This window comes from Asticcacaulis benevestitus DSM 16100 = ATCC BAA-896 (assembly GCF_000376105.1).
GTDB classification, from domain to species: Bacteria; Pseudomonadota; Alphaproteobacteria; order Caulobacterales; family Caulobacteraceae; genus Asticcacaulis; species Asticcacaulis benevestitus.
The window spans coordinates 1-22,356 of record NZ_AQWM01000026.1 but is presented as its reverse complement, the minus strand read 5'-3'; the positions used below and the strand labels follow the sequence as shown (position 1 = coordinate 22,356).

The 22,356-nt window shown below is 59.7% G+C and carries 15 protein-coding genes, 1 tRNA gene and 2 pseudogenes; 14 read left to right on the top strand and 4 right to left on the bottom strand.

All coding sequences use genetic code 11. The features are described 5' to 3' along the window. Positions 1–36: 36 nt before the first annotated feature. From putA to B060_RS0118090, 7 genes are all read left to right on the top strand, one after another. Positions 37–3,105, top strand: a complete 3,069-nt coding sequence (putA, locus tag B060_RS0118120; protein WP_018083220.1) for a bifunctional proline dehydrogenase/L-glutamate gamma-semialdehyde dehydrogenase PutA — start codon at positions 37–39, stop codon at positions 3,103–3,105. 119 nt (positions 3,106–3,224) lie between these two features. Continuing rightward, positions 3,225–3,848 carry a peptidylprolyl isomerase gene (locus B060_RS0118115; RefSeq protein ID WP_018083219.1) on the top strand — a complete coding sequence of 208 codons (624 nt, stop codon included), beginning with the start codon at positions 3,225–3,227 and terminating at the stop codon, positions 3,846–3,848. 51 nt (positions 3,849–3,899) lie between these two features. Beyond that, a complete protein-coding gene (gene cimA / locus B060_RS0118110; RefSeq protein ID WP_018083218.1) occupies positions 3,900–5,492 on the top strand; it encodes a citramalate synthase in 1,593 nt (530 codons plus the stop codon). 274 nt (positions 5,493–5,766) lie between these two features. After that, positions 5,767–6,417 carry a TetR/AcrR family transcriptional regulator gene (locus tag B060_RS0118105; RefSeq protein ID WP_018083217.1) on the top strand — a complete coding sequence of 217 codons (651 nt, stop codon included), beginning with the start codon at positions 5,767–5,769 and terminating at the stop codon, positions 6,415–6,417. Next, positions 6,410–7,345: an HlyD family secretion protein gene (locus B060_RS0118100; protein ID WP_018083216.1), complete on the top strand. Its 936-nt coding sequence runs from the start codon at positions 6,410–6,412 to the stop codon at positions 7,343–7,345. Before B060_RS0118105 ends, B060_RS0118100 begins: the two co-directional genes overlap by 8 nt. Next, a complete protein-coding gene (locus B060_RS0118095) occupies positions 7,345–8,307 on the top strand; it encodes an ABC transporter ATP-binding protein (RefSeq protein WP_018083215.1) in 963 nt (320 codons plus the stop codon). Before B060_RS0118100 ends, B060_RS0118095 begins: the two co-directional genes overlap by 1 nt. Before the next feature lie 4 nt (positions 8,308–8,311). Beyond that, a complete protein-coding gene (locus tag B060_RS0118090) occupies positions 8,312–9,439 on the top strand; it encodes an ABC transporter permease (protein WP_018083214.1) in 1,128 nt (375 codons plus the stop codon). 70 nt (positions 9,440–9,509) lie between these two features. Here the strand turns inward: B060_RS0118090 and B060_RS0118085 are convergent, their stop codons facing one another. Further along, entirely contained in the window at positions 9,510–11,222 is a 1,713-nt protein-coding gene (locus B060_RS0118085) for a GMC oxidoreductase (protein ID WP_155847959.1), read from the bottom strand. A 22-nt stretch (positions 11,223–11,244) separates the two neighbouring features. Continuing rightward, entirely contained in the window at positions 11,245–11,811 is a 567-nt protein-coding gene (locus B060_RS0118080) for a gluconate 2-dehydrogenase subunit 3 family protein (protein ID WP_018083212.1), read from the bottom strand. Between the two features lie 523 nt (positions 11,812–12,334). Between B060_RS0118080 and B060_RS0118075 the strand changes: the two genes are divergently transcribed. The 4 genes from B060_RS0118075 (at position 12,335) to B060_RS0118060 (ending at position 15,553) form a co-directional block, all read left to right on the top strand. Further along, the gene (locus B060_RS0118075) at positions 12,335–13,114 is read left to right on the top strand and encodes a 3-keto-disaccharide hydrolase (protein ID WP_018083211.1); all 780 of its coding nucleotides are present in this window, start codon (positions 12,335–12,337) and stop codon (positions 13,112–13,114) included. 235 nt (positions 13,115–13,349) lie between these two features. Next, the gene (locus B060_RS0118070) at positions 13,350–13,610 is read left to right on the top strand and encodes a hypothetical protein (protein ID WP_211210477.1); all 261 of its coding nucleotides are present in this window, start codon (positions 13,350–13,352) and stop codon (positions 13,608–13,610) included. After that, the gene (locus B060_RS0118065; RefSeq protein ID WP_018083209.1) at positions 13,607–15,181 is read left to right on the top strand and encodes a PepSY-associated TM helix domain-containing protein; all 1,575 of its coding nucleotides are present in this window, start codon (positions 13,607–13,609) and stop codon (positions 15,179–15,181) included. The genes B060_RS0118070 and B060_RS0118065 overlap by 4 nt, the downstream gene beginning before the upstream one ends. Before the next feature lie 81 nt (positions 15,182–15,262). Then, a complete protein-coding gene (locus B060_RS0118060) occupies positions 15,263–15,553 on the top strand; it encodes a DUF3325 family protein (protein WP_018083208.1) in 291 nt (96 codons plus the stop codon). Positions 15,554–15,710: 157 nt separating this feature from the next. On the opposite strand, the gene B060_RS0118055 is transcribed toward B060_RS0118060, so the two are convergent. Further along, positions 15,711–16,736: a hypothetical protein gene (locus B060_RS0118055; RefSeq protein WP_018083207.1), complete on the bottom strand. Its 1,026-nt coding sequence runs from the start codon at positions 16,734–16,736 to the stop codon at positions 15,711–15,713. A gap of 279 nt (positions 16,737–17,015) precedes the next feature. Between B060_RS0118055 and B060_RS0118050 the strand changes: the two genes are divergently transcribed. Then, positions 17,016–20,576 (top strand): TonB-dependent receptor, encoded by a 3,561-nt coding sequence (locus B060_RS0118050; protein ID WP_018083206.1) that lies wholly within the window; start codon positions 17,016–17,018, stop codon positions 20,574–20,576. Positions 20,577–20,727: 151 nt separating this feature from the next. Here B060_RS0118050 and B060_RS26710 read toward each other — a convergent pair. Continuing rightward, positions 20,728–20,978 (bottom strand): annotated as a pseudogene (locus B060_RS26710) (transposase); the annotation flags it as partial. Between the two features lie 148 nt (positions 20,979–21,126). On the opposite strand from B060_RS26710, the gene B060_RS0118040 reads away from it, so the two are divergent. Together B060_RS0118040 and B060_RS28085 are read left to right on the top strand one after the other, a co-directional pair. Beyond that, a tRNA-Arg gene (locus B060_RS0118040) sits at positions 21,127–21,203 on the top strand. 1,024 nt (positions 21,204–22,227) lie between these two features. Then, positions 22,228–22,356 (top strand): annotated as a pseudogene (locus tag B060_RS28085) (IS256 family transposase); the annotation flags it as partial.

Here is a 22,356-nt window from a genome sequence, read left to right as displayed (position 1 = left end):
ACAAGAGATATAAATTTCAGAGAGTGACCAGTGACCATGACAAACGGGCTCGATACCAGCCGTTCGCAGATGGAAGCCCTGTTTCGGGCGCCCGAGCCCGAGGTGCTGGCAGGGTTGTTGCCCGCCGCCACACTGGATGCCGCCACGCGCGGTCGCGTGCTTACCCAGGCCGGCCTGATCCTCAACGATTTGCGCGCCGCGCAAGACACGGGCTGGATCAACCGCTTCCTGCACGAATACCGCCTCAATACGCAGGAAGGCGTAGCGCTTCTTTCGCTGGCCGAAGCTTACCTGCGCGTACCCGATTCCGCCACTGCCGACCTCCTGATCCGCGACAAGCTTGGCGATGCCGACTGGAAGGCGCATTCCGGCAAGTCGTCCTCGGGCCTCGTCAACTCCGCCACCTTTGGGCTGGTTCTGACCCGTGCCCTGGTGGCCGAAGACGGCGGCGCGCTGAAAGGCCTGCTGGCGCGTGCCGGTGAGCCCTTTATCCGCGCCGGAGTGGCGGCCGCGATGAAGATGATGGGGTCGGTCTTCGTCATGGGCCGTAACATCCACGAGGCGCTCGATCGCGCCGCCAAGCCGGAAAATGCCGGCTTCACCGCCAGCTTCGACATGCTGGGCGAATCCGCCCGCACCCGTGAAGATGCGGATAGATATTTCGACTCCTACCGCAACGCCATCGAGGCCGTCGGCACGTCGCCCAAGGGCAAGGCGCACAATATTTCGGTCAAGCTGTCGGCCCTGCATCCGCGCTATGAAGTGGCGAATGCCGCAGCTTGCGTGCCCGAATTGACCGACATGATCCGTGAGCTGGCCCGTCAGGCCGCCGGTCACGGCATTGGCCTGACGGTCGATGCCGAGGAGACCGAACGCCTGATGATGTCGCTCAATATCATCGAAGGTGTGGCGCGTGATCCCAAGCTCAAGGGCTGGGAAGGGTTCGGCATGGCGGTGCAGGCCTATGGCAAGCGCTGTCGTCCGGTCATCGCCTGGGCGCAAGCCTTAGGCGCTTCCACCGGCAACAAGTTGATGGTGCGTCTGGTCAAGGGTGCCTATTGGGATTCCGAGATCAAGAAGGCGCAGGTCGAGGGCCTGAGCGACTATCCGCTCTTCACCCGCAAGGCCGCGACCGATGTCTCCTATCTTGCCTGTGCGCGCGATATGTTCGACGCCTCGCACATCTTCCCGGCCTTTGCCGGTCATAACGCCCTGACCGTCGCCACCTTGATCGATTGGGCGGGCAATCGCCGCGATTTCGAGTTCCAGCGCCTGCATGGCATGGGCGAGGGCCTGCATGAGCGCCTCGTGCGTCAGGAAGGCTATAGCTGTCGTACCTACGCACCGGTTGGCGGCCACCGCGAACTGCTCGCCTATCTCGTGCGCCGCCTGCTGGAAAACGGCGCCAACAGCTCATTTGTTCATCAACTCGCTGACGCTACCGTTACGGAGGACATGCTCTTGGCCGACCCTGCCACCCATATCAAGGCCGTCGAAGGCCGTCCGCACCCCGCCATAGCCCTGCCGCGCGATCTGTTTCCCGGACGTATCAATTCCGCGGGTCTCGATCTGAACGACACCGAAACCCTGGCGCAGGTAATGACGGCGATCAGCGCGCCCACGACGCCGCTTGAGGCCGCCGCCATGGTGAATGGCCAGCCGGTGACGGGCGCAGCGCGCAACGTGCTCAACCCCGCCGATGGCTCGGTCGTGGGCACCGTCATTGAGGCGACCGCTGCCGATGTGCACCGCGCCATCGCCTCGGCCGCCGCTGCCGCGCCCGCCTGGAACGAGCGTCCGGTCGAGGACCGTGCCGCCTGTCTGGAACGCCTGGCCGATCTCCTCGAAGCCAACCGTCTGGAGCTGATGCGACTGGCCGTGCGCGAAGCCGGCAAGACGGTGGGCGATGCCGTGGCCGAAGTGCGCGAAGCCGTCGATTTCTGCCGTTATTACGCTGTTCAGGCACGCACCCAGCTTCAGCCGGAAATCCTGCCGGGGCCTACGGGTGAGCGTAACGAACTGCATCTTGTCGGCCGCGGCGTCTTCGCCTGCATCTCGCCATGGAACTTCCCTCTGGCCATCTTCCTCGGTCAGGTCTGTGCAGCCCTCGTCGCCGGCAATGCCGTCATCGCCAAGCCGGCGCCGCAGACCCCGCTGATCGCGTTCCGGGCTGTCGAGCTGGCCTGGCAGGCTGGTATACCTCACGACGTCCTGCATGTCCTGCCCGGCGGTGTCGAGGTCGGTGACGCCATCATCGGCCATGGGCAGGTGAACGGCGTCGCCTTCACCGGCTCCATGCCGACAGCGCGCACCATCGCCCGCAACCTGCTGAAGGACGACAACCGCCCGATCGTGCCCCTGATCGCGGAGACCGGCGGTCTTAACGCCATGATCGTCGATTCCTCGGCCCTGCCGGAACAGGTGGTCGCCGATGTCGTCACCTCGGCCTTCCGCAGCGCCGGTCAGCGCTGTTCGGCGCTGCGTCTGCTGATCGTGCAGGACGAGGTCGCAGACGGCATCATCACCATGCTCAAGGGCGCCATGGATACGCTGGTCATCGGCGATCCGGCCGATATCCGCACCGATGTTGGCCCGGTGATCGACGCCGGCGCGCGCGATAAGCTGGAGGCCTACCGCCAGTCGGCGGAGGGCAACTGGGTGCATGCGCTTGAGCTGCCGCAAAATACGGGGACCTTTATCGCCCCGACCCTGATCCGCCTCAATAGCCTCGAAGACCTGAAGCAGGAATGGTTTGGCCCCCTGCTGCACGTCGTCACCTGGAAGGCCGGCGAACTGGATAGCCTTGTCGCGCGCATCAACGCCCTGGGCTACGGCCTGACCATGGGGCTGCATTCGCGCATCAAGGCCACCGCCGACAAGGTGGGGCTGATGGCGCGCGTTGGCAATCTCTATGTCAACCGCTCGATGATCGGCGCCGTCGTCGGCTCGCAGCCTTTTGGCGGCGAGGGCCTTTCCGGCACGGGCCCGAAGGCTGGCGGTCCGCACTTCCTGATGCGTTTCGTCTCCGAGCGCACGATCTCGACCGACACCACATCGGCAGGCGGCAACGCCACGCTGCTGTCTTTGGCTGAAACAGACGTCTGAGTCCTGTTTCGCCTGAAAGCCCTGCGTGTTTTCCCCCAGGCGCGCGGGCTTTGTCTTTTGCAGACCTTGATCTGACGCGCCGTTCGCCTACAGTCGGTGCCGGATGATCAGGAGACCTCATGTACAAAGCGCTTTTGCTGGCTGTTATCTGTCTTTGGCCATTTTCAAGTCAGGCCCAGACGCACGATAGCGCGGTTCCGGCGGCGGTGACCGCGCCCGCCCTCGTGCACGTCAGCATCGAGACGACCGCCGGTCCTATCGTGCTCGCGCTCGAAGCCGAACGCGCGCCTCTGACGACGGCCAACTTCCTCGCCTATGTCGATCAGCACAAACTGGACGGCACCGTCTTTTACCGCGCCATGACGCGCGGAACAGAGTCTGGCTTGATTCAAGGCGGGGTCGGCAGCGATCCGGATCGTGTACTGCCGCCGGTTAAGCACGAGCCGACGACGCAGACCGGCCTGTCTCATACAGACGGCGTGATCTCGCTGGCGCGCTTCGCACCGGGCACCGCGACAGCGAACTTCTTCATCATCATAGGCGATATGCGCTTTCTTGATGCCGGCCGCGCCACCTCGGGCGATACAGAGGGCTTCGCCGCCTTCGGCCATGTGGTCGAGGGCATGGACATTGTGCGGTCGATCCTGCACATGCCGGTATCGCCTACCGAAGGCATCGGCGTCATGAAGGGCCAGATGCTCGACCCGCAGGTCCGCATCCTCAAGGTCCACCGCATCGACTAAAAGAAAGCGACCGCCGCTTGCTGTGCGGGGCAGTTCAGGCTAAATGGCGCCATGGCTGAGCGGATATATCTTTATGACTCCACCTTGCGCGATGGCGCGCAGGCGCAGGGTATCGACTTCACGGTAGCGGATAAGCAGGCGATCGCAGCGGCGCTCGACGCCTTTGGTATCGACTATATCGAAGGCGGCTGGCCCGGCGCCAACCCGACCGACGACGCCTTTTTCGCCGATCGTCCGGCGTCGAAATTCGCGAAAGTGTCGGCCTTTGGCATGACGCGCCGCGCCGGCCGTTCGGCCTCCAATGATCCCGGCTTGCAGGATCTTCTGGCGGTCCATACGCCAACCGTCTGCCTCGTCGGCAAGGCATGGGACTGGCAGGTCGAGACGGCGCTCAAGGTGTCCAAGGCCGAAAATCTCAAAATGATCGGTGACTCGCTGGCCCATATGGTGACGAGCGGTCGTGAGGCGGTCTTCGACGCCGAGCACTTCTTTGACGGCTACAAGGCCAATCCCGTCTATGCGCTCGATGCCCTGCGTGCCGCCCATGAGGCCGGTGCGAACTGGCTGGTGCTGTGTGATACCAATGGCGGTTCGCTGCCGTCGGAGGTGCGCAAGATCGTCGCTGTGGTGCATGAAGCTTTGCCGGACGCGAAACTCGGCATCCACTGTCATAACGATACCGAACAGGCGGTTGCCAATTCGCTGGCGGCCGTTGAATCCGGCGTGCGCCAGATCCAGGGCACGATCAATGGAATCGGTGAGCGCTGCGGCAATGCCAATCTGATCGCCCTGATCCCGACCTTGATGCTCAAGATGGGTTTTGATACCGGCATCAGCGCTGAAAAACTGACGCAGATCGGCAAGTTGTCGCGTCTGGTCGATGACCGGCTCAACCGCGCGCCGGATCGCCATGCCGCCTATGTCGGCAGCAGTGCCTTCGCGCACAAGGGCGGATTGCATGTCAGCGCGATGAGCAAGGACAGCCGGTCCTATGAGCATATTGATCCGGTATGGGTCGGTAATGCGCGCCTGATCCTGGTCTCCGACAAGGCAGGCCGTGCGAATATCCTCAGCCGTTTGCAGCAGATGGGGATCGACGTGGCGGCGGATGATCCGCGCATCGGTGATCTGGTCACGGCGGTCAAGGCGCGCGAGGCCCAGGGCTATGCCTATGAAGACGCCGGGGCCAGTTTTGAACTGATGGCGCGCCAGACGCTTGGCTTCATTCCGCGCTATTACGATCTGCAAAGCTATCGCGCGCTCGATGAATGCCGTGTCGATGCGGATGGCAACCATGTCACCCTGTCGGAAGCCACGGTCAAGGTGGCGATCAAGGACGAGGTGGTGATGACGGTGGCCGAGGGCAACGGTCCGGTCAACGCGCTCGATGCGGCCTTACGCAAGGCGCTTCTGCCGCACTATCCGGCGCTGGCCGCCATGCACCTGACGGACTACAAGGTGCGTATCCTGACGCCTTCGGAGGCCACGGCCGCGCTGACCCGTGTCATGATCGAGAGCAGCGACGAGATGGGGGCAACCTGGACCACGGTCGGGGTCAGCCATAACGTGATCGATGCGTCCTATAATGCGCTCTACGATGCGATTTCGTATCACCTGATGAAGCGTCAGAACCCCGCTGCGTAGGGCTATCCCCCTGCACGCATAGGGCACTTGTGGCTGAAAACGCCGGCTGTAGCCAAGCCTGTTCAAGGGCGGATGAAGCGAATCCTGGAGGTTATTTCGGTCGGGCGAGAGGGCCGTGCCTTGGATGGCCTTTAAACCTCAGGCCGCCGAATCCCGGGAACGTCGTCACATCATCACCGGGCGCCTCGCGCTCGCAATCGGGTTGGAGCGGGCTTGCAACCACGCGCTTTTCGCCTTACAGTACTGACCAGTCAGTACTGTAAGGAGTCTATAGGTGGTCGATAGCAATGTCCGCTTCGGTAGCCGGCGAGCAACGCCTGAGGTGCGGCAGGCTGAAATTCTCGATGCCGCTTTATCGCAATTCGCTGCACGCGGTTTTGCCGATGCGCGCATGGAGGAAGTGGCGCGCGAGGCTCGCGTCAGCAAGGGCACGGTCTATCTCTATTATCCGACCAAGATGGCTTTGTTCGAGGCTTTGGTGCGCCGAGACATCGGGCCGCGCGTCGAGATGATGTCGGGGTTTCTGACATCCTATGACGGTCCGCTCGAACCGGTTTTGCGACGTGTGGCGGGTCTGGTGGGCGGTCTGATCGATTCCGGTCAATTGCCTATCTATCCTAAACTGCTGGTGGCTGAGGCCGGACGCTTTCCTGAACTTGTGCTGTTTTATCGCCGTGAGGTGGTCGGCGTTATACTGGCCGCCTTGAGCGGCGTGTTCGAACGCGCCATGGCGCGTGACGAAATACGGCGCGGCGATAGCGAGGTCCTGGCCCATTTGTTTATCGCCCCCCTGCTGAAATCCGTCCTGTGGTCGCTGGTTTTTGCGCCGGCCGAGGCGGTGCCGTTCAAGGCCACACCCTATCTCGATGCCCATATCGATCTGTTCATGAAAGGCCTAAAAACAGGAGTGCCTTCTGATGCGTAAGCTTGTGGTGATGAGCGTGAGCCTGCTGGCACTTGGCGGGTGTAATACCAAGCCAGACGCCAGTTATAGCGGCTATGTCGAAGCGCAGGCGGTGAGTATTGCCGCTCCGCAATCGGGTTGGCTCACCGCCGTCACTGTGGATCGCGGCGATGCGGTGGTCGCGGATCAGCTTTTGTTTCGTTTGGATCCCAGTCAGGCGCAACATGCCCTGTCGGGTGCGCAAAGCCGGGCTGAGGCGGCGCAGGCCAATGCGACGGATCTGTCGAAAGGCGCGCGCGAGGCTGATATAGCGCCGCTTCTGGCCCAACGGGCGCAGGCGCAGGCGGCGCTTGATCTGGCGAGAGCCAATGAGGCGCGGTATGCGCAATTGGAATCGAAGGGCTATGTCTCGGCGGCTCAGATGGACAGTTTGCGCAGCGCCACCAAATCCGCTGCCGCCGCCGTGGTCAGTATCGACAAACAGATCAGCGAAAAGCGTCTGGCCGCGCGCACCGATCAAGTCAAGGCCGCGCAAGCGACGGCTGAGGCGTCTGGCGCCGATGTCGCCTCAGCACAATGGACGCTGGCGGATCGTGAGGTCCATGCGCGGCTGACGGGGCAGGTGGATGAGCGCCTGCGTGAGCCAGGTGAGTTTGTGGCGGCCGGGGCGGCGGTTCTGACCGTGCGACCCAAGGGGCGCGAATTTGTACGTTTCTTTGTGCCGCAGTCGGCGCTGGCCAAGCTGAGGGTGGGGCGGGTGGTGAGCATCCATTGCGATGGTTGCCCGGCGCTCTCGGGCAAGGTGCGCTATATCTCGGCCAATGCGGAATTTACTCCGCCGGTGATTTACAGCGTGAAGGAGCGGCAGAAGCTGATGTTCCTGATCGAGGCGACACCGGACAAACCGCAAGTGCTTCATGCTGGTCAGCCGGTCGATGTGAGCCTGTGATGGCGGATCCCGATCTCGCTCAAAAAGACCTGGCGCCAAAAGATCTCGCTATTGACGTCCGCGGACTGACCAAGCGCTTTGGCAAGCTTACGGTCGTCGATCAGGTCGATATCCAGATGCCGCGCGGTCAGGTGTGGGGCTTCCTTGGGCCCAATGGCTCGGGCAAGACCACAACCATCCGCATGTTGTGCGGGTTGTTGAAGCCCGATGCCGGTGAGGGGACTTGTCTTGGCTTCGACATCTTAAAAAACAGCCGCGAGATCAAGAACCAGGTCGGTTACATGACCCAGAAGTTCTCTTACTGGGAAGACCTGACCATCCGCGAAAATCTCGAATTCGTTGCCAATCTGTATGAGCTGAAAAACAGCCGCCAGATCGTCGATCAGACGCTGGAAACCTTAGGGCTGACGTCGCGGCAGAAGCAGCTGGCGGGGACGCTGTCGGGCGGCTGGAAGCAACGTTTGGCGCTGGCCGCCTGCACCTTGCACAGTCCGAAAATGCTGATGCTGGACGAACCGACCGCCGGCGTCGATCCGCAGGCGCGGCGCGATTTCTGGGATCAGATCCACCGCCTGTCGGCGCAAGGGCTGACCGTGCTGGTTTCGACCCACTATATGGACGAGGCCGAACGGTGTGATCAGATCGTCTATATCGCCTATGGCAAGCTGATGGCGCAGGGGCGGGTGGATGATATTATCGATCGCTCCGGGCTCTATACCTTTGTGGCCGAAGGGGTGGGCGTGCGCGACCTGATGGAGCGCTTGCGTGGCGAGCCGGGGGCTGACCATATCGCCTATTTCGGCAATGCCCTGCACGTCAGCGGCGGTGATCTGGACAGGTTGAAAGCCCTGATTGCCGGACGGGACAAGAGCAACGTCCACTGGCAGCAGGTACGGCCTAATCTGGAAGACGTCTTTATCCATCTGATGACTTCGGCCGTTGATAACTCGGTGGGGGTGTAGGCGCATGTCGTGGCTGCATCGTATCCTCGCCATCCTGACCAAGGAATTCATCCAGATGCGGCGTGACCGCATGACGTTTGGCATGATGATCATGGTGCCGGTTATCCAGCTGACCCTGTTCGGTTTTGCCATCAATTCCGACCCGCGCCATTTGCCGACCTTGCTGTATCTGGAGGATAACAGCTCGGCTGTGCGCTCCATTGTGTCGGGGCTTTCGAATTCCAGCTATTTCGATATCAAGGGCCAGGCTTCCAGTGCCGAGGCGGGGACGCGCGCCCTGCAAAGCGGCGATGTGGCGTTTGTGGTGACGGTGCCGGCCGGTTTCACGCGGGCCCTGTTGCGCGGTGACAAGCCCGATCTGCTGATCGAGGCTGATGCGTCGGACCCGTCAGCGGCGTCAAACGCCATTGGCATGATCGACCAGACGGTTCAGTCGGCCCTGCGCCCTGAACTGAAAGGCGAGTGGGCGCCGCTGAACCAGACCGATCCACCGGTCAATATCGTGGTGCACCGCATGTATAACCCTGAAGGCATCTCGCAGTACAATATCGTGCCGGGCCTTCTGGGCGTCATCCTCACCATGACCATGATCATGATTACCTCGATTGCGATGACGCGTGAGACCGAACGCGGCAATATGGAAAACCTTCTGGCCATGCCGGCGCGCCCCTGGGAGGTCATGGTTGGCAAGATCACGCCCTATGTCGGTGTGGGGCTGATCCAGACGGGGATTGTCCTGTTGGCGGCCTATTATGTCTTCCACGTGCCGTTTATCGGATCGCCGTGGATCATGGCCTTGGGCGTGGGTCTGTTTATCATCGCCAATCTGGCGGTGGGGTTCACCTTTTCAACCATTGCCCGGAGCCAGATGCAGGCCATGCAGATGACCTTTTTCTTTTTCCTGCCCTCGATGATGCTGTCGGGCTTCATGTTCCCGTTTCGCGGCATGCCGGACTGGGCACAAGCTATAGGCCAGATCTTCCCGCTCACGCACTTTCTGCGCATTGTGCGCTCGGTCATGCTGAAGGGCTCGGACCTGACGGCCATGTGGCCCAATATCTGGCCCATGCTGATCTTTATTGTTGTCGCCATGACGGTGGCGATGATGCGCTATCGATCCACACTGGATTAAGGCTCAAGCGATCAGGGCGGACCTCGTATGACCTTAACGGGTTACAATCCGTAGAGGTGCGACGGCGTGCTTACAGAGCGCCGTCCTTCATCAGTTGCGCGGCATGATCGGCCGCGCGCGCCGTCAGGGCCATATAGGTCAGGGATGGGTTCTGAACCGCCGAACTGGCCATACAACTGCCGTCGGTGATGAAGAGATTGGGGACGTCGTGGGACTGACACCAGCCGTTCAGTACCGAGGTTTTGGGGTCGCGACCCATGCGCGCCGTGCCCATTTCGTGGATCTTGTTGCCTGGCGCTGTCAGCGACTCTATGGTCATGTTGTCCGCATCCGATGACCAGATGTTGACGCACCCGGCGGCTTCGATCATGGCCCGGCCATCCCTGGCGGCCGCCTGCATCAGCTTCAGTTCATTGTCGCCCAGGCGGCAATCGATAACCGCTATGGGCATGCCCCACTTATCCGTCCTGGTCTCGTGCAGACGGATGTGGTTGCGGTAATTGGGCAGCATGTCGCCAAAGGCGAAAATGCCGATGCTCCAGGATCCCGGCGTGCGATTGGCCAGTTTGAAATCCTGTCCGAGACCCGGCCGGTCGCCTGTCCAGCCTGGGCGCGTGGCGCCGCCCTGAAAGCCGAAGCCACGCAGGAAGGGCTTGTCCGGTTCGGTGATATTGGCAAAATTGGGGACATAGATGCCGCCCGGACGACGACCGGCATGGTAATAGGCATCGAACTCGGGCATGTCGCCCCCGGCGCCGGCGCCACCAAAATGGTCCATCAGGTTGTGGCCCAACTGCCCGGAGCTGTTGGCAAGACCCGTCGGGAAGGCTTCGGATCGTGAGTTCAGCATGATCAGGGTCGAGGCGACCGTCGAGGCATTGAGGAAGATCAGGCGTGCGCTGTAGGTCTTGGTATCGCGCGTATTGGCGTCCATGACACGGACGCCGGTCGCACGCTTCGATACCGGATCATAGTCGATGGCCTGCACGATGGCGTGGCTGATCAGGGTCAGGTTGCCCGTGTTGCGCGCCGCCGGCAGGGTGGCCGACATCGACGAGAAATATGCCCCGTAGGAACAGCCGCGGTGGCAGTGATTGCGCACCTGGCATGGGCCACGCCCCAGGTCTATCTGTTCCTGGGTCGGCTCGGTCAGGTGGGCGACGCGCGCGGCGATGACGTGGCGAGAGGGAAAGGCTTTGTTGACCCGCTCCGCGAAGGCTTTTTCCGGCATGGTCAGCTCGAAGGCCGGCTGGAAAACGCCATCGGGCAGGCTGTCGATACCGTCGCGGTTCCCCGATATGCCGGCGAAGCGCTCGACATGGTCGTACCACGGCGCCAGGTCATCATAACGGATAGGCCAGTCGACGCCAACGCCGTCCTTCTTGTTGGATTCAAAATCCTGCGGGCCAAAGCGATAGGATTGTCGCGACCACATCAAGGACTTGCCGCCGCTGTGATAGCCGCGAACCCATTCGAACGGCGCGCCTTCCGGTGTCTCGTAGGGCTGCTCATCCTCCTTGACCCAGAACTGCTTGGTGGTTTCGTGCAGGGCATAGCCCACCGACCTCGATTGCATCGGATAATGCGTCTTGCGCTCGTCCTCCTGAATGCGGTCGAGATTGGGCAACTCCCACGGCGACAACATGTCGGAATAGTCTTTCTCGACGCTCAGCTCGCGGCCGCGCTCTAGGAGCAGCACCTTAAGGCCCTTTTCGCACAGTTCCTTAGCGGCCCAGCCGCCGCTCATTCCCGAACCTATGACGATCGCATCGAATTCACGCATAGCAACATCCTGCATTCGTGTTTTATTGGGCCCAGGTTCGGCCGATGTCGCCAATCGGTGCTGAAGCGATCCATCTTCCCGGCACCAGTTCGTATTGCAACTCCTGCGTCGCGCCTGGTTCCGACAGGTAATATACGGTAGCGATCAAGGATTTGACGGCGCGGTAACCGCCAAGACCGGAGGCGTCGGTGCCGTAGGCGAACGCGGCTGCGTCGAGATCGGTCAGGGCCTTGAGACGGCTTTTGGTGTCACCCGAGGTGCGGGGCGCGCCAAAGCGTTCCAGGTGCCCAGCAATGGCGGCCAGTTCGGCATGATGTGCGCCTTGCGTGGGGGCGGAGGCCCAGGTCAGGTAAAGGTGGTCCATATAGGCGGGGACACCGACGTCAATGGCCCCCGGTGTATCGGTGCGCGGAATAATGGCGTCGGCGAGACATGTGACCAGCGCCAGTTCATCCGCGCTGTAAAAAGCGGGAGCGCCAGACTTTACCGCCTGCAGCGGGCGTGCTGCAGCGCCTTGGAAGGTCGACAGCGCCGCAGCGCCGCTCAGGCTCAAAATCAATCCGTGCAAGACCTGCCGGCGCGTCGTCATGTTTCACTCCCATGGCGGCATGGATCCGCCATTTTTTTAATTGTCTTACCATAGCGCTATACTTTCGAAGCGCAAGACTGTGGCTTATAGGTTGAAGTGAATTCGACAATTGGCCCATTAAAATGAATAGGCGTCAGCGCTTTCAAAGTGTTGTCCGTTCCGACAGACGTGTTGGATTTTTTCAGAATTTTCTGTGTGCGTGGGCTAAGCTTTGCCTTGTTCTTTAAGCACGGGACGAAAAGGTGGATTGGCGCTCTCTGGACCAATCGATCGATGTGCTGGACGCTCGGATATTATTCGTTCGCAATTTTTGAATATCTCGCTCATTCTGCCATGATGGATCTGTCGGGCTGAACGGGATACGGGGTGGTGACGTGCGTCGCCGCGTGGCCGTGCAGCCGTTCGCGTTTAATCCAGATGGTACAATCGCTTACATCCTTCAGACATGACCTTTCTCAAGCCATTGGCCCGAGCAAAAATAAGCCAAAATTCTTCCGAACCAGAAACCCCTCCGGAGATAAACATGAAAAACCTCATGGGTATGAGTCTTGCGCTCATCATCACCACGACCCCTGTTACGGCCCTGGCGGCTGAAGCCAAGTGGGAGCCGCTCTTCGACGGGGAAACGCTTGAGGGATGGACGCCGAAGATTGCCGGGCACGCGGTGGGCGAGGATCCGTTGCACACCTTCGTTGCGCAGGACGGTGTCATCCGGGTTTCCTACGCCCATTATAAAAAGTTCGAGGGTGCCTACGGCCATCTCTTCTGGAAGGCGCCGCTGAAAGCCTATCGCCTGCGTTTCGAGTATCGATTGTTTGGCGAACCGCTCCCCGACATCAAGGAATGGGAGATCAGCAATTCTGGTGTGATGCTTCATGCGCAGGCGCCAGAGACCATGCGCCGCGAACAGGCCTTTCCTGTGAGCCTGGAGTTTCAATTGCTAGGGATTCCCCGTCCGAAAGAAGAGCCCACCGGTAATCTCTGTACGCCCGGCACATCGGTCGTGATCGGCGCAAAACGTGACGAGCGCCATTGTATCCTGTCGTCGTCGCCGGTTCTGCCGGTCGGCTTGTGGACGCAGGCTGAGATTGAAGTTCTCCCCAATGGCGAGATCACCCATTTCATCAACGGCAAGCCAGTCCTGCACTATTCCAAGCCGGAGCTTGATCCCGCGGACAAGGACGCCGTGCCGCTAATCGCGACGGCAGGAGGTGCGCTTCAGTTGAGGCAAGGCTATATCGCGCTGCAAGCCGAGGGGCAGCAGATTGAGTTCCGCAACATAGAGGTTCAGCGGCTTGATTGACGAAAAGTGACGTCATAGCGCCTCACATGATGTGTCCAGGCTCAGGTAAAAATTTTATACTGGCATCGATTGCGGCTGGGCCAAATGGTTTTGCGATTGACTCGCAAGTTGCCTTCTTCTAGTCACGTCTTTGAAAATAACTTGCATGTGCAATAGTTTTAAGGATGTGCTTTTGCCTGATCTGAGACTGAGTTTGACGATCTCGCCACGATGGGGTGCGCGCTGTGGCGTCCTGGTGCGTACGTTCGCGGCCACCGTCGGTGGTTACGGCATTGCCGCCCTGTGGGGGGCGCTTCTGTCGGCAGGATTATCGCGCTTTGAGGGTGTGGCGACGTCCGGCGCGGTGCTGACGGGCATGCTGTCGTCTTTCGCCATCTGCGTTTGTGTCGTCATGTGGGTGTTTGCCGCCCGTGACCTGAAGCGCATGGCGCTGGGTCTGCTCATTCCCGCCGTTTTGCTTGGGGTTGCGCTCTGGCTGTTGCGGGCGACGGCATGAAGGGCGCGTTCCGGCAAAGCATGGCGTGGCTGCATACCTGGACAGGGCTTCTGGTCGGCTGGTTCTTGTTCGTCATCTTCCTGAGCGGCACCTCCGCCTATTTCCAGTATGAGATCACGCGCTGGATGACCCCGGAGCAGACGGTCGTCGTCACATCGCAGGTCGCCGCGCAAAATGCCATGACCTGGTTGCGCACGAACCAGCCCGAGGCCGTGGCCTGGGATATCTATCTGCCGGGCAAGCGCGGCGGGCCGGTCGAGGTGTACTGGACGCCGAAACCTGAAGCCGGCAAGGACGCCGTGCGTGACTGGGAAAAGGATACAGTCAGGCTTGACGCGGCCACGGGGCAAAAGGCGGCAGGGCGCGATACACAAGGCGGCTACTTCCTCTATCGCTTCCATTATGATCTGCACTATATCCCGGTCATCTGGGCGCGCTGGATCGTAGGCTTTTGCGCCATCATGATGCTGACCGCCTGCATCACCGGTATCGTCACGCACAAGAAAATATTCGCTGACTTTTTTATGCTGCGCTTTGGCAAGGGGCAGAGATCGTGGCTCGACGCGCACAATGTCAGCGCCGTTGTGGCCCTGCCGTTTATCCTGATGATCACCTATACCGGTCTGGTCACGCTGGCCTCGCTCTACATGCCGTGGCCAATCAAGGCGAGTGGGATGACCGAAGAGAGCTATTACGCGGCGCTTTATCCTGTCGCCCCGACGCGCGAACCGACCGGCAAGCCGGCGGCATTTATCAATCTCGACAAGGTGTTTGAAACCACCCGTCAGCGCTGGGAGGGCGCCGGCATCGCCTATCTCAGCGCCGTCAATCCCGGCAATGCTGGCGCCACCCTGACGGCGACGAGCGCGCCGGATAAACGCATGCAGACGCGCGGCGACAGTGTGCAGTTTGACGGCGTGACCGGACAGATTTTATGGGTCTCGCCGGTGCGCGGCGTTGAAGCAAAGACCGAAAGCGTGATGGTCGGTCTGCACGCCGGCCGCTATGCCGGTGCCGTGCTGCGCTGGCTCTATTTTATCGGTGGCATCGGCGGGACCATGATGATCGCCACAGGGCTGGTTTTATGGACGAGCAAACGCCGCCTGAAATTGCCCGATCCTGCGCGTCCTCACATTGGTTTCAAACTGGTAGAAAAGCTCAATATCGGCTGCATCGTCGGCTTCCCTGCGGGCATCGCCATCTATTTTCTCGCCAACCGACTGCTGCCGCTCGGCATGACCGCACGGGCCGATTGGGAGATCCACAGCCTGTTCATCGCCTGGGGAGCGGTGCTGGTCTGGGGCTTTGCGCGGCCGGCCAAAAGGGGCTGGGTCGAGGCCCTGAGCGTTTGTGCTGGTCTGTTCGCGTTGGTGCCGGTGGTCAATGCGATCACCACGCCGCGCGGACTTATCCACAGCCTTGTCAGCGGCGATATCCTTTTTCTCAGCTTCGATGGCCTGATGGTACTGACGGCTATTGGCTTTGCTTTTGCCGCAAGGAAGGTCGCGCGTCACAAACCGATGGTCAAGGCGAAGACAAAGGCCAGCAAAACCCAACCCGAACCCGCTTAAGCCGAAGGAGACCGCCATGTTCAAGATCATAGCCGTGAGTGCCGTCCTGTTCGCCACCATGTCCTACATCGCAGACTGATGATGAGCGACGCCTTCATTTTTCTGTTGTGTCTGGGGGCGTTCGCCCTGCTGCTGGCGGCCATGAGCCGACATCAGCAGGAGTGGTTCGGCGCCAAACTGGCCCGGCCTCTTAGCCTAAGTCTGCGGGCAGGGGGCTTCGGCCTTCTGTTCGCGGCCTGGCTTGTGGCAGGTTTCACAGTGGGCTTTGCCTACGGCACGGTCGTCTGGTGCGGCTGCATAGCGGTCGCCGCGCTGGTCGTTATTGCGGTGAATATCAACCGGGACCGCTTGCTGAAATACCTGCGGCGCTGACCTGAGTATCTCGATGCCACACGAGAGATCTTTCACCCGATAAGGCAACCGTCAAGGCGTGATACCTCGGACGCAGCCAGTTGGCAGACCGCCGTCAAAAGACGTCAGCTGGATTTCGAATGTACGATGGCACAGATATCGATGCTTGCTCATCACTTTAGCTTTCTCCGGCCAAAAGCGCGTAGAGGTCTGGGATATGACCGGCTTCTGCATCCATGTAGGTCTGCTCGGCGAAATTGATCGTCATGTTCGCAGAGTCGCGCCAGGCCTCACCCAACATATCGCGAAGATCTGAGGCGCCGTGCGCTAGCCGGCCGGTCATGTAGGCGCCGCCCCTGGAATCGCCGGGCTTGAAGCCGCCATCTTTTTCCAATGCGTACAGCGGCATAATCTGATCGAAATCACGTTCCAGGCGCTGCGCTATGCAGACCTCAACCTTGTCCGCGCACGGCGCGTAGGGCGCCATGTCCTGCAGCACAGCCTTGAGGGTTACGTTCTGCCGCACGTAGGCGCCCTCCAGAGGCCAGTGGATATGCGCGGTCGTGAAGCCCTTTGGATTTGGGAAATCCCCCCAGCCGTCATAGTGTACTGACATATGCATCGGCTGTGCGGCATCTGCGATATAGTGGGAGAGGATGCCGATGTCGCGCAGGGTCAGGTCCTGGCGGCGGCGCAACGCTTCCTTGAGCCACGCTCGTTTCGCCGGATCTTTTTCGTGCGTGTCAGCCAAGGCGATGAGGCGCAGAAAGGCCATGTCCTTGGTCACCTGCAAATGGGCATCGGCCAAACTGTAGGGCAGGTAGCCTGCGAGCACCGGATCGACGCCTTTAGCGCGCACCGCCGCTTCGTAAAGCGAGCGCGTGGCCGGCAGATCGGTGAGTCCCATGCCTGCCAGTGAAATTCCGGTGTCATCGAGCCTTATCAGATGCGCCGGATCGCGGTCGGCATCATGCACAAGACCCGCCTTGCGCCACAGGTCGGGCTCACGCGAATACTGGCCGACATCGCTGATCGAGGCCGCGGTATAGAGGAAAGCTGGCAGTCCCTTCGGCAACCGGCGCATAGCGGCTTCGCCGATCATGCGGTGGCCTGAATCGCCCCAGGCCGATGCGGAGGACGGCGCGATCGCGGTTATGGCTATGGCAACGGCCACGAGCACTATTGGAAACGTCTTCAGCCTCATCGCGTATCTCCTTGAGGTGCAATGTCATTGTGCGCCGCACACTTTGCTCTAAACTACGCCTATTTCAGGCGGATGACAAAGCCTCCATTTTGCAACCTGAAATTTCAAAAAGGACATACATTTCAATAAGTACGTCACCGTTGTGGCATTTTGACCGCACGGCAACTTATTTCTTAGAAGTGCGCTGCGGCGCAACAAAAGTGTCATGCTAATTTCATACGCATCTCGTTGCGCCGGGTCGATTTCAACGCCTCGCTCATACTCAAACGGGATAGCTCAATGTTCAACAAATATATGCTCGGCGCTGCCGCCGTGGCGCTGATGGCCGCCTCCGCGCCGGCCGTATACGCACAACAGACAACGGCTGCCATACGTGGCGTCGTTACGGATACCAAGGGCGCGCCTGTGGCCGACGCCACCGTCACGATCGTCCATGTGTCCAGCGGCACGCGTGCTGTCGCTCGCACGGGCGCCGATGGGCGGTATGATGTGTCAGGCCTGAAAGTGGGTGGCCCTTACGAGATCGACATTACCGCTGCCGGCCTGAAAGACAGCCAGACGAGCGACGTTTATCTCACCCTGGGTGACCAGCAAAAGCTTGATATTGCCATGGAAGAGGTCGGCGCTACGACCGTTGTGGTGACCGGAAAGCGCACGACCATCCTGTCCAATCCTGGTTCGCGCACCCGCATGGGCCGCGCCGAACTGGCGGAAGTCGTGACCTACAAGCGCGATATTCGTGAAGCGGCACGCCGTGACCCCCTGACCAATCTCGATCCCAATACCCGCAGCACCGGTCCGTCCGGCGGCCTCTATATCGCAGGCTCCGCCCCGCGCGCCAACCGCATCACCATCGATGGTGTGCGCTCGAACGATGACTTCGGTTTGAACACCGGTGGCCTGTCGACCAATCTGGGCCCGATCTCAATCGAAGCCGTTGAGCAGATGACGGTTCAGGCCGTCCCGGCCGACGTCGAAGAAGGCGATTTCACCGGCGGCTCGCTCAACCTGGTCTTGCGCTCAGGTAACAACAGCTTCCATGGCTCGCTGTTCGATAATTTCCGCAACAAGGCTTGGAACGGCAACCAGCTTTATCATCCCGACACTGGCGTTTCCAACAAGCTGAAGCTCTACGTTCCCGACGAAAACTATGGCTTCTTCCTGTCAGGTCCGATCCTGAAGGATAAGCTTTTCTTCGCCACCTCCTATGAAAAATATACCTCGGCTTCGGTCGTTGCCGCCGGTCCGGACGGCGGTGGTTTCGGCACCAGCTTGGGCTATACAGACAATACGGTTGCGCCGCCGCCGTTCGTGCCGATCAATCAATCCTATATCGATTCCATCGTGGCGCCTTGGTCCAGCTATGCCGCCTCGGCTGCGCTCAATCCGGGCGCGATCCCGCTGACCACGCCGTTCAAGGACGAAAAGTACTCGGTCAAGCTCGACTGGAACGTCATGGAAGGTCAGCGCGTCTCCTTCACCTACCGTCACGCTTTCTCTAATACCTGGAAAGGGGCGCCCAACTCGTCGCCGGCGCTTTACCTCAACACTAACTGGTACACACAGCCGGAAAACGAAGACAATTACGCCCTGCAGCTCAACTCGCGCTGGAACGATAATTTCTCGACGGAAGCGCGCATCACCATGCGCAACTACCAGCGCGGTCAGATGCCGCCGGAAGGTCAGGGCTTCTCCGGCATTCAGGTCTGTACCGACGCCACCAGCCTGGCCTCGGTCAGCAGCTGTACGACCGGCAAGCTGACGCTCAACTTTGGCCCCGACCAGTACCGTCAGGCCAACGTCCTGAAGACCACCAACAATTCGGGTGAATTTGTCGGCACCTATCGTCTCGGCAGCCACTCGATCAAGGGGGGCTATCAGGGCAAGCAAATCGGCATCTACAACCTGTTCGTTCAGGCCGCCAATGGCCTTTACTATTTCGACAGCCAGAAATCCTTCAGCGACGGCAAGGTCGATCAGTTGTTCTACAACAACAATCCTTCCGGCGATGCTGGCAAGGCGGCGGCTGATTTCTCCTACATGAACAACACGCTGTTCGTGCAGGATACCTTCGATCCGATGGAAAATCTGACCGTCAACTATGGTCTGCGTTATGACTTCTGGAACATGGACGACAAGCCCGCACTCAACGCGAACTTCACGGCACGCAATGGCTACGACAATCAAGTCACTTATGATGGCCTAAGCGTGCTGCAGCCGCGTGTCGGCGCAAAGTGGCATAATGAAGAGGGTACGCTCGACGCCTCGGCCAGCTTTGGCCTCTACACGGGCGGCCTGCCGGACGTCTTCTTGTCTAATCGCTTCGGCAACACCGGCATCCTGACGGCGACCTTCACCTTGCAGCGCCAACTCGACGGCACCTTCAAGGAAACCAACTCAGGTACAGTCTTCGCCGCCAGCGATCCGACGGCGTCGGCTCTGATGAACATCAACAAGTCAGACGCCACCTTCGCTCAGGGCGTTCCGTCCTCCGCCACGTCTTTGCTGTCGCTCAATCCGGGCCTGGTGCGTGTCGCCAATACCAACAGCATCGCGCCTGGCTTCGAGATGCCGTCTGACTGGAAGCTGAACCTGTCGACGCACTACCAAACCCCGATCGGCGTGGTTCTGGGTCTTGATGCTGTGTTTGTTCGCAGCCACACCGGCCTGGCGTTCCGCGATGTTCGCGCCCGCGCCCTGACCATCAACGGCGTGCAGCAGTATACACCCGACGGCCGTATGCGTTACGACGGGCTTTCTGTTGGGGCGACCACCGGCACGACGCTGGATACCCGCAACGTCTCGATCTTTGCCAACCGCACGACACTCGGCCTCGACACCGCGAAGAATGCCGACGGCACCAACGACCTCGATCTGGCTAATCCGGGCTCTGGCTATGACATCCAGGCCTATAACCCGGCCCAGGAATCGTCGAGCCGCACCATTGCCTTCTCGGCGACCAAGAGCTTCGACACCCTGAACCTCTTCCGCGTGCCAGACCATCTCGACTTGTCGGCCGCCTATACCAACCAGAAGACCAACCAGTATGGCGGCGTGCCGGAATTCGCCACGACCGACTGCTGCGGCGGTTCGAACTATGGCGACCAGATTTCACTTGAAGATCCGAATGCGCCGACGCTTGGCAAGTCTTCTTTCGAAATCTACCGTGGTTACAAGTTCAACGCGAGCTATGAGGTCGAGTTCATCCGCGGCGCCAAGACCAACATCACCCTGTTTGGCGATCTGCATGATGGCCGCCCGTTGAGCTTCTATGTGGCTGACGCGGGTTCGGCCGCACGTGGTCAGGTGTTCGGCGTGGTGTCCAACAATCAGTTGGCCTTCATACCGCAAATGTCGACGCCGATGTCCGGCAACACCCTTGGCTTCATGACCGGAAACGTGCCGGTTTATTTCAAGACGTCTGCCGATCTGACCAACCTGCAGAAGATCGTCGACAAGTTTGGCCTGCCGACCGGGATCCTGACCAAGGGCTCCAACCGCAACCCGGACGTCAAGCGCTGGGATCTGCACCTGTCCCAGGAGCTTCCCGTTCCGATGCTTGAAGGTCATAAGCTGACTGCGACGCTCGATATCTTCAACCTGGGCAACCTGCTCAACAAGAAGTGGGGTGTTGTGGCTGAGTACGGTTTAGATGGGCGTCAGGGTACGCCGATCTATAAGGTGGCTTGTACAGATGCCACGGGAGCGGTGGTTTCGGCCGCCAGCGCCGTTTGCGCCGGTTATCAGATTTCCAGCGTTTCGACGACCATGACAACGCCGACGGTCAGTCAGTCGGCGACGCTTTACTCTGTCATGGCAGGACTGAAATACAGTTTCTAAGCAAGCATCTGATCCTGAAAACGAGAAGGAGCGCCGTCATCGCTGACGGCGCTCCAGACTACGATAAACCCCGTCATTTGGCGGGGTTTATTTTTGGCCGGTTGGTTGGCTTCTCTGTTTGTAGGAATTGTTGTGCGGGCGGGGCTGGGCGTTATGCGGGCGATGCCTTTTTGGTCAATTGCGTAGGCATGGCCTTGATATTCTGGGCGGTGCTTGCCAGCAAACATTGCCGGCGGACACGGATCAGACTTCGGAACCTGACAAATCGGTGTCCGTGAAGTTGTTTGGCATCAGCGAATGAGCGTTGCACCGTCTCCTTTCGTCGCTGGCAATGGCCTTCCCCCAGTCGGTCAGTCTGTTGGCATCGGTCTGATTTTGGGCCTCTTGCCAAACATGGCATGTAGCGCTTGTCACAACGCATCAAGGGATCTCTACGCGTGAATGTGAGTGGGGTATTTCCACATGCGACCGTGGCATGTCGAGCTTTTCGAAGAAAATCTCATTCTGCCTGTTGAGCCTCTCGCCGGCTTACTTTAGGAATGGACCTAACGCACCCGTAGCTCAGCAGGATAGAGCGCCGGTTTCCTAAACCGTAGGTCATGAGTTCGAATCTCGTCGGGTGCGCCATTTCCTTTGTGCGGTCTAGATAAGAACGGGCATGTTGTTCGTTTAGATCGGGCACTTCGCAGGAGTCCACCTGCGATAGGTGCGGAACGCGTTCTCAGACCGGTTAGGGCTTGAGTTGGTACTTCCTCGCCTAAGACCGCCTTCAAGAACTCTTCGTCGGTCATATTCGCGAGGTCGGTTTTTTCCGTAAATGGCGATATGCTCATCGAGCATGGAAAAGCGCTCTAGCTTTTGCATATCGATCACTGATTCTGATGTGGAGATCTCTGCGAGCCTCGCAGCTTTGCGTTCCACCGTTGATTTCATACGGACGTCATATGCCAGTTGAGTCTTATGCCGTGGAATTTAAACTGGATATTCCGCCGAACCAAATCCATAATCAGGCATCGCTTGACTCTTTTTGCGCTGTCAGAGCTCAATGCCGAAGGCGGGAATCTTTAGTCCACGTAACGGATTTCACGGGCTGCTAAACATGACCCCTTGTGGGTCACGAAAATAACGTATGGATGCCATAGAAAGCATCGTCCTCATGCCCCCCGCGCGGGGCCAATTAAAAAACGAGGCCGCATTTTACTGTGGCCTCGTTTTTTGCCGTGCCATGATGCCAACGTTTATCACTCAAATAAGTCCTTGGCAGCAGTTCTACTGAGGCACTGGTTTGCTCAGTAATTTCAAATTTTGCAGGCCGACCAGTCTTCGATCGGGAGGTGGTCGCGGAATTCCGAACTTTATATATCGTTCCGCCGGACCTAACATCAAGAATGAATACGGCAGGCGCTAAAGCGCCGAATGAAAACCGCCGGTTTTGGCCCTTAAGAGACGTTCAAGCTATTTCGCCCGCTTACACAAAGCGGAACTACCTTCGGTCGTGTCCCACAGCGTGGTGTAATTGGTTGAGAGCGTAGCGCTAGGCTCGCTGCCCGTCCAAAGGGCAAAGCGAGCCTCAGCGAAGCGGGGTTGGCCATCAGTGATTTTCGGATATGGTTTGGGTTCCTACACTCATTCCAGAGACGAAAGACCACCGATGACCAACGATATGATGGCCCTGAAAGGGCTTGTTGAAAAGACCTCCGACAGCGATTTGTTGCGCGACATGATCAGCTTTACGGCTGAACGCTTGATGGCGCTGGAGGTGAGCGGCATGACCGGTGCC

Excerpts from the sequence above, each read along its gene's own strand:
- B060_RS0118075 (WP_018083211.1), top strand. The coding sequence starts at position 12,335 with ATGAAAAACCTCATGGGTATGAGTCTTGCGCTCATCATCACCACGACC.
- B060_RS0118115 (WP_018083219.1), top strand. The coding sequence starts at position 3,225 with ATGTACAAAGCGCTTTTGCTGGCTGTTATCTGTCTTTGGCCATTTTCA.
- putA (WP_018083220.1), top strand. The coding sequence starts at position 37 with ATGACAAACGGGCTCGATACCAGCCGTTCGCAGATGGAAGCCCTGTTT.
- B060_RS0118095 (WP_018083215.1), top strand. The coding sequence starts at position 7,345 with ATGGCGGATCCCGATCTCGCTCAAAAAGACCTGGCGCCAAAAGATCTC.
- B060_RS0118065 (WP_018083209.1), top strand. The coding sequence starts at position 13,607 with ATGAAGGGCGCGTTCCGGCAAAGCATGGCGTGGCTGCATACCTGGACA.
- B060_RS0118060 (WP_018083208.1), top strand. The coding sequence starts at position 15,263 with ATGAGCGACGCCTTCATTTTTCTGTTGTGTCTGGGGGCGTTCGCCCTG.
- B060_RS0118100 (WP_018083216.1), top strand. The coding sequence starts at position 6,410 with ATGCGTAAGCTTGTGGTGATGAGCGTGAGCCTGCTGGCACTTGGCGGG.
- cimA (WP_018083218.1), top strand. The coding sequence starts at position 3,900 with ATGGCTGAGCGGATATATCTTTATGACTCCACCTTGCGCGATGGCGCG.
- B060_RS0118085 (WP_155847959.1), bottom strand. The coding sequence starts at position 11,222 with ATGCGTGAATTCGATGCGATCGTCATAGGTTCGGGAATGAGCGGCGGC.
- B060_RS0118050 (WP_018083206.1), top strand. The coding sequence starts at position 17,016 with ATGTTCAACAAATATATGCTCGGCGCTGCCGCCGTGGCGCTGATGGCC.
- B060_RS0118080 (WP_018083212.1), bottom strand. The coding sequence starts at position 11,811 with ATGACGACGCGCCGGCAGGTCTTGCACGGATTGATTTTGAGCCTGAGC.
- B060_RS0118090 (WP_018083214.1), top strand. The coding sequence starts at position 8,312 with ATGTCGTGGCTGCATCGTATCCTCGCCATCCTGACCAAGGAATTCATC.
- B060_RS0118055 (WP_018083207.1), bottom strand. The coding sequence starts at position 16,736 with ATGAGGCTGAAGACGTTTCCAATAGTGCTCGTGGCCGTTGCCATAGCC.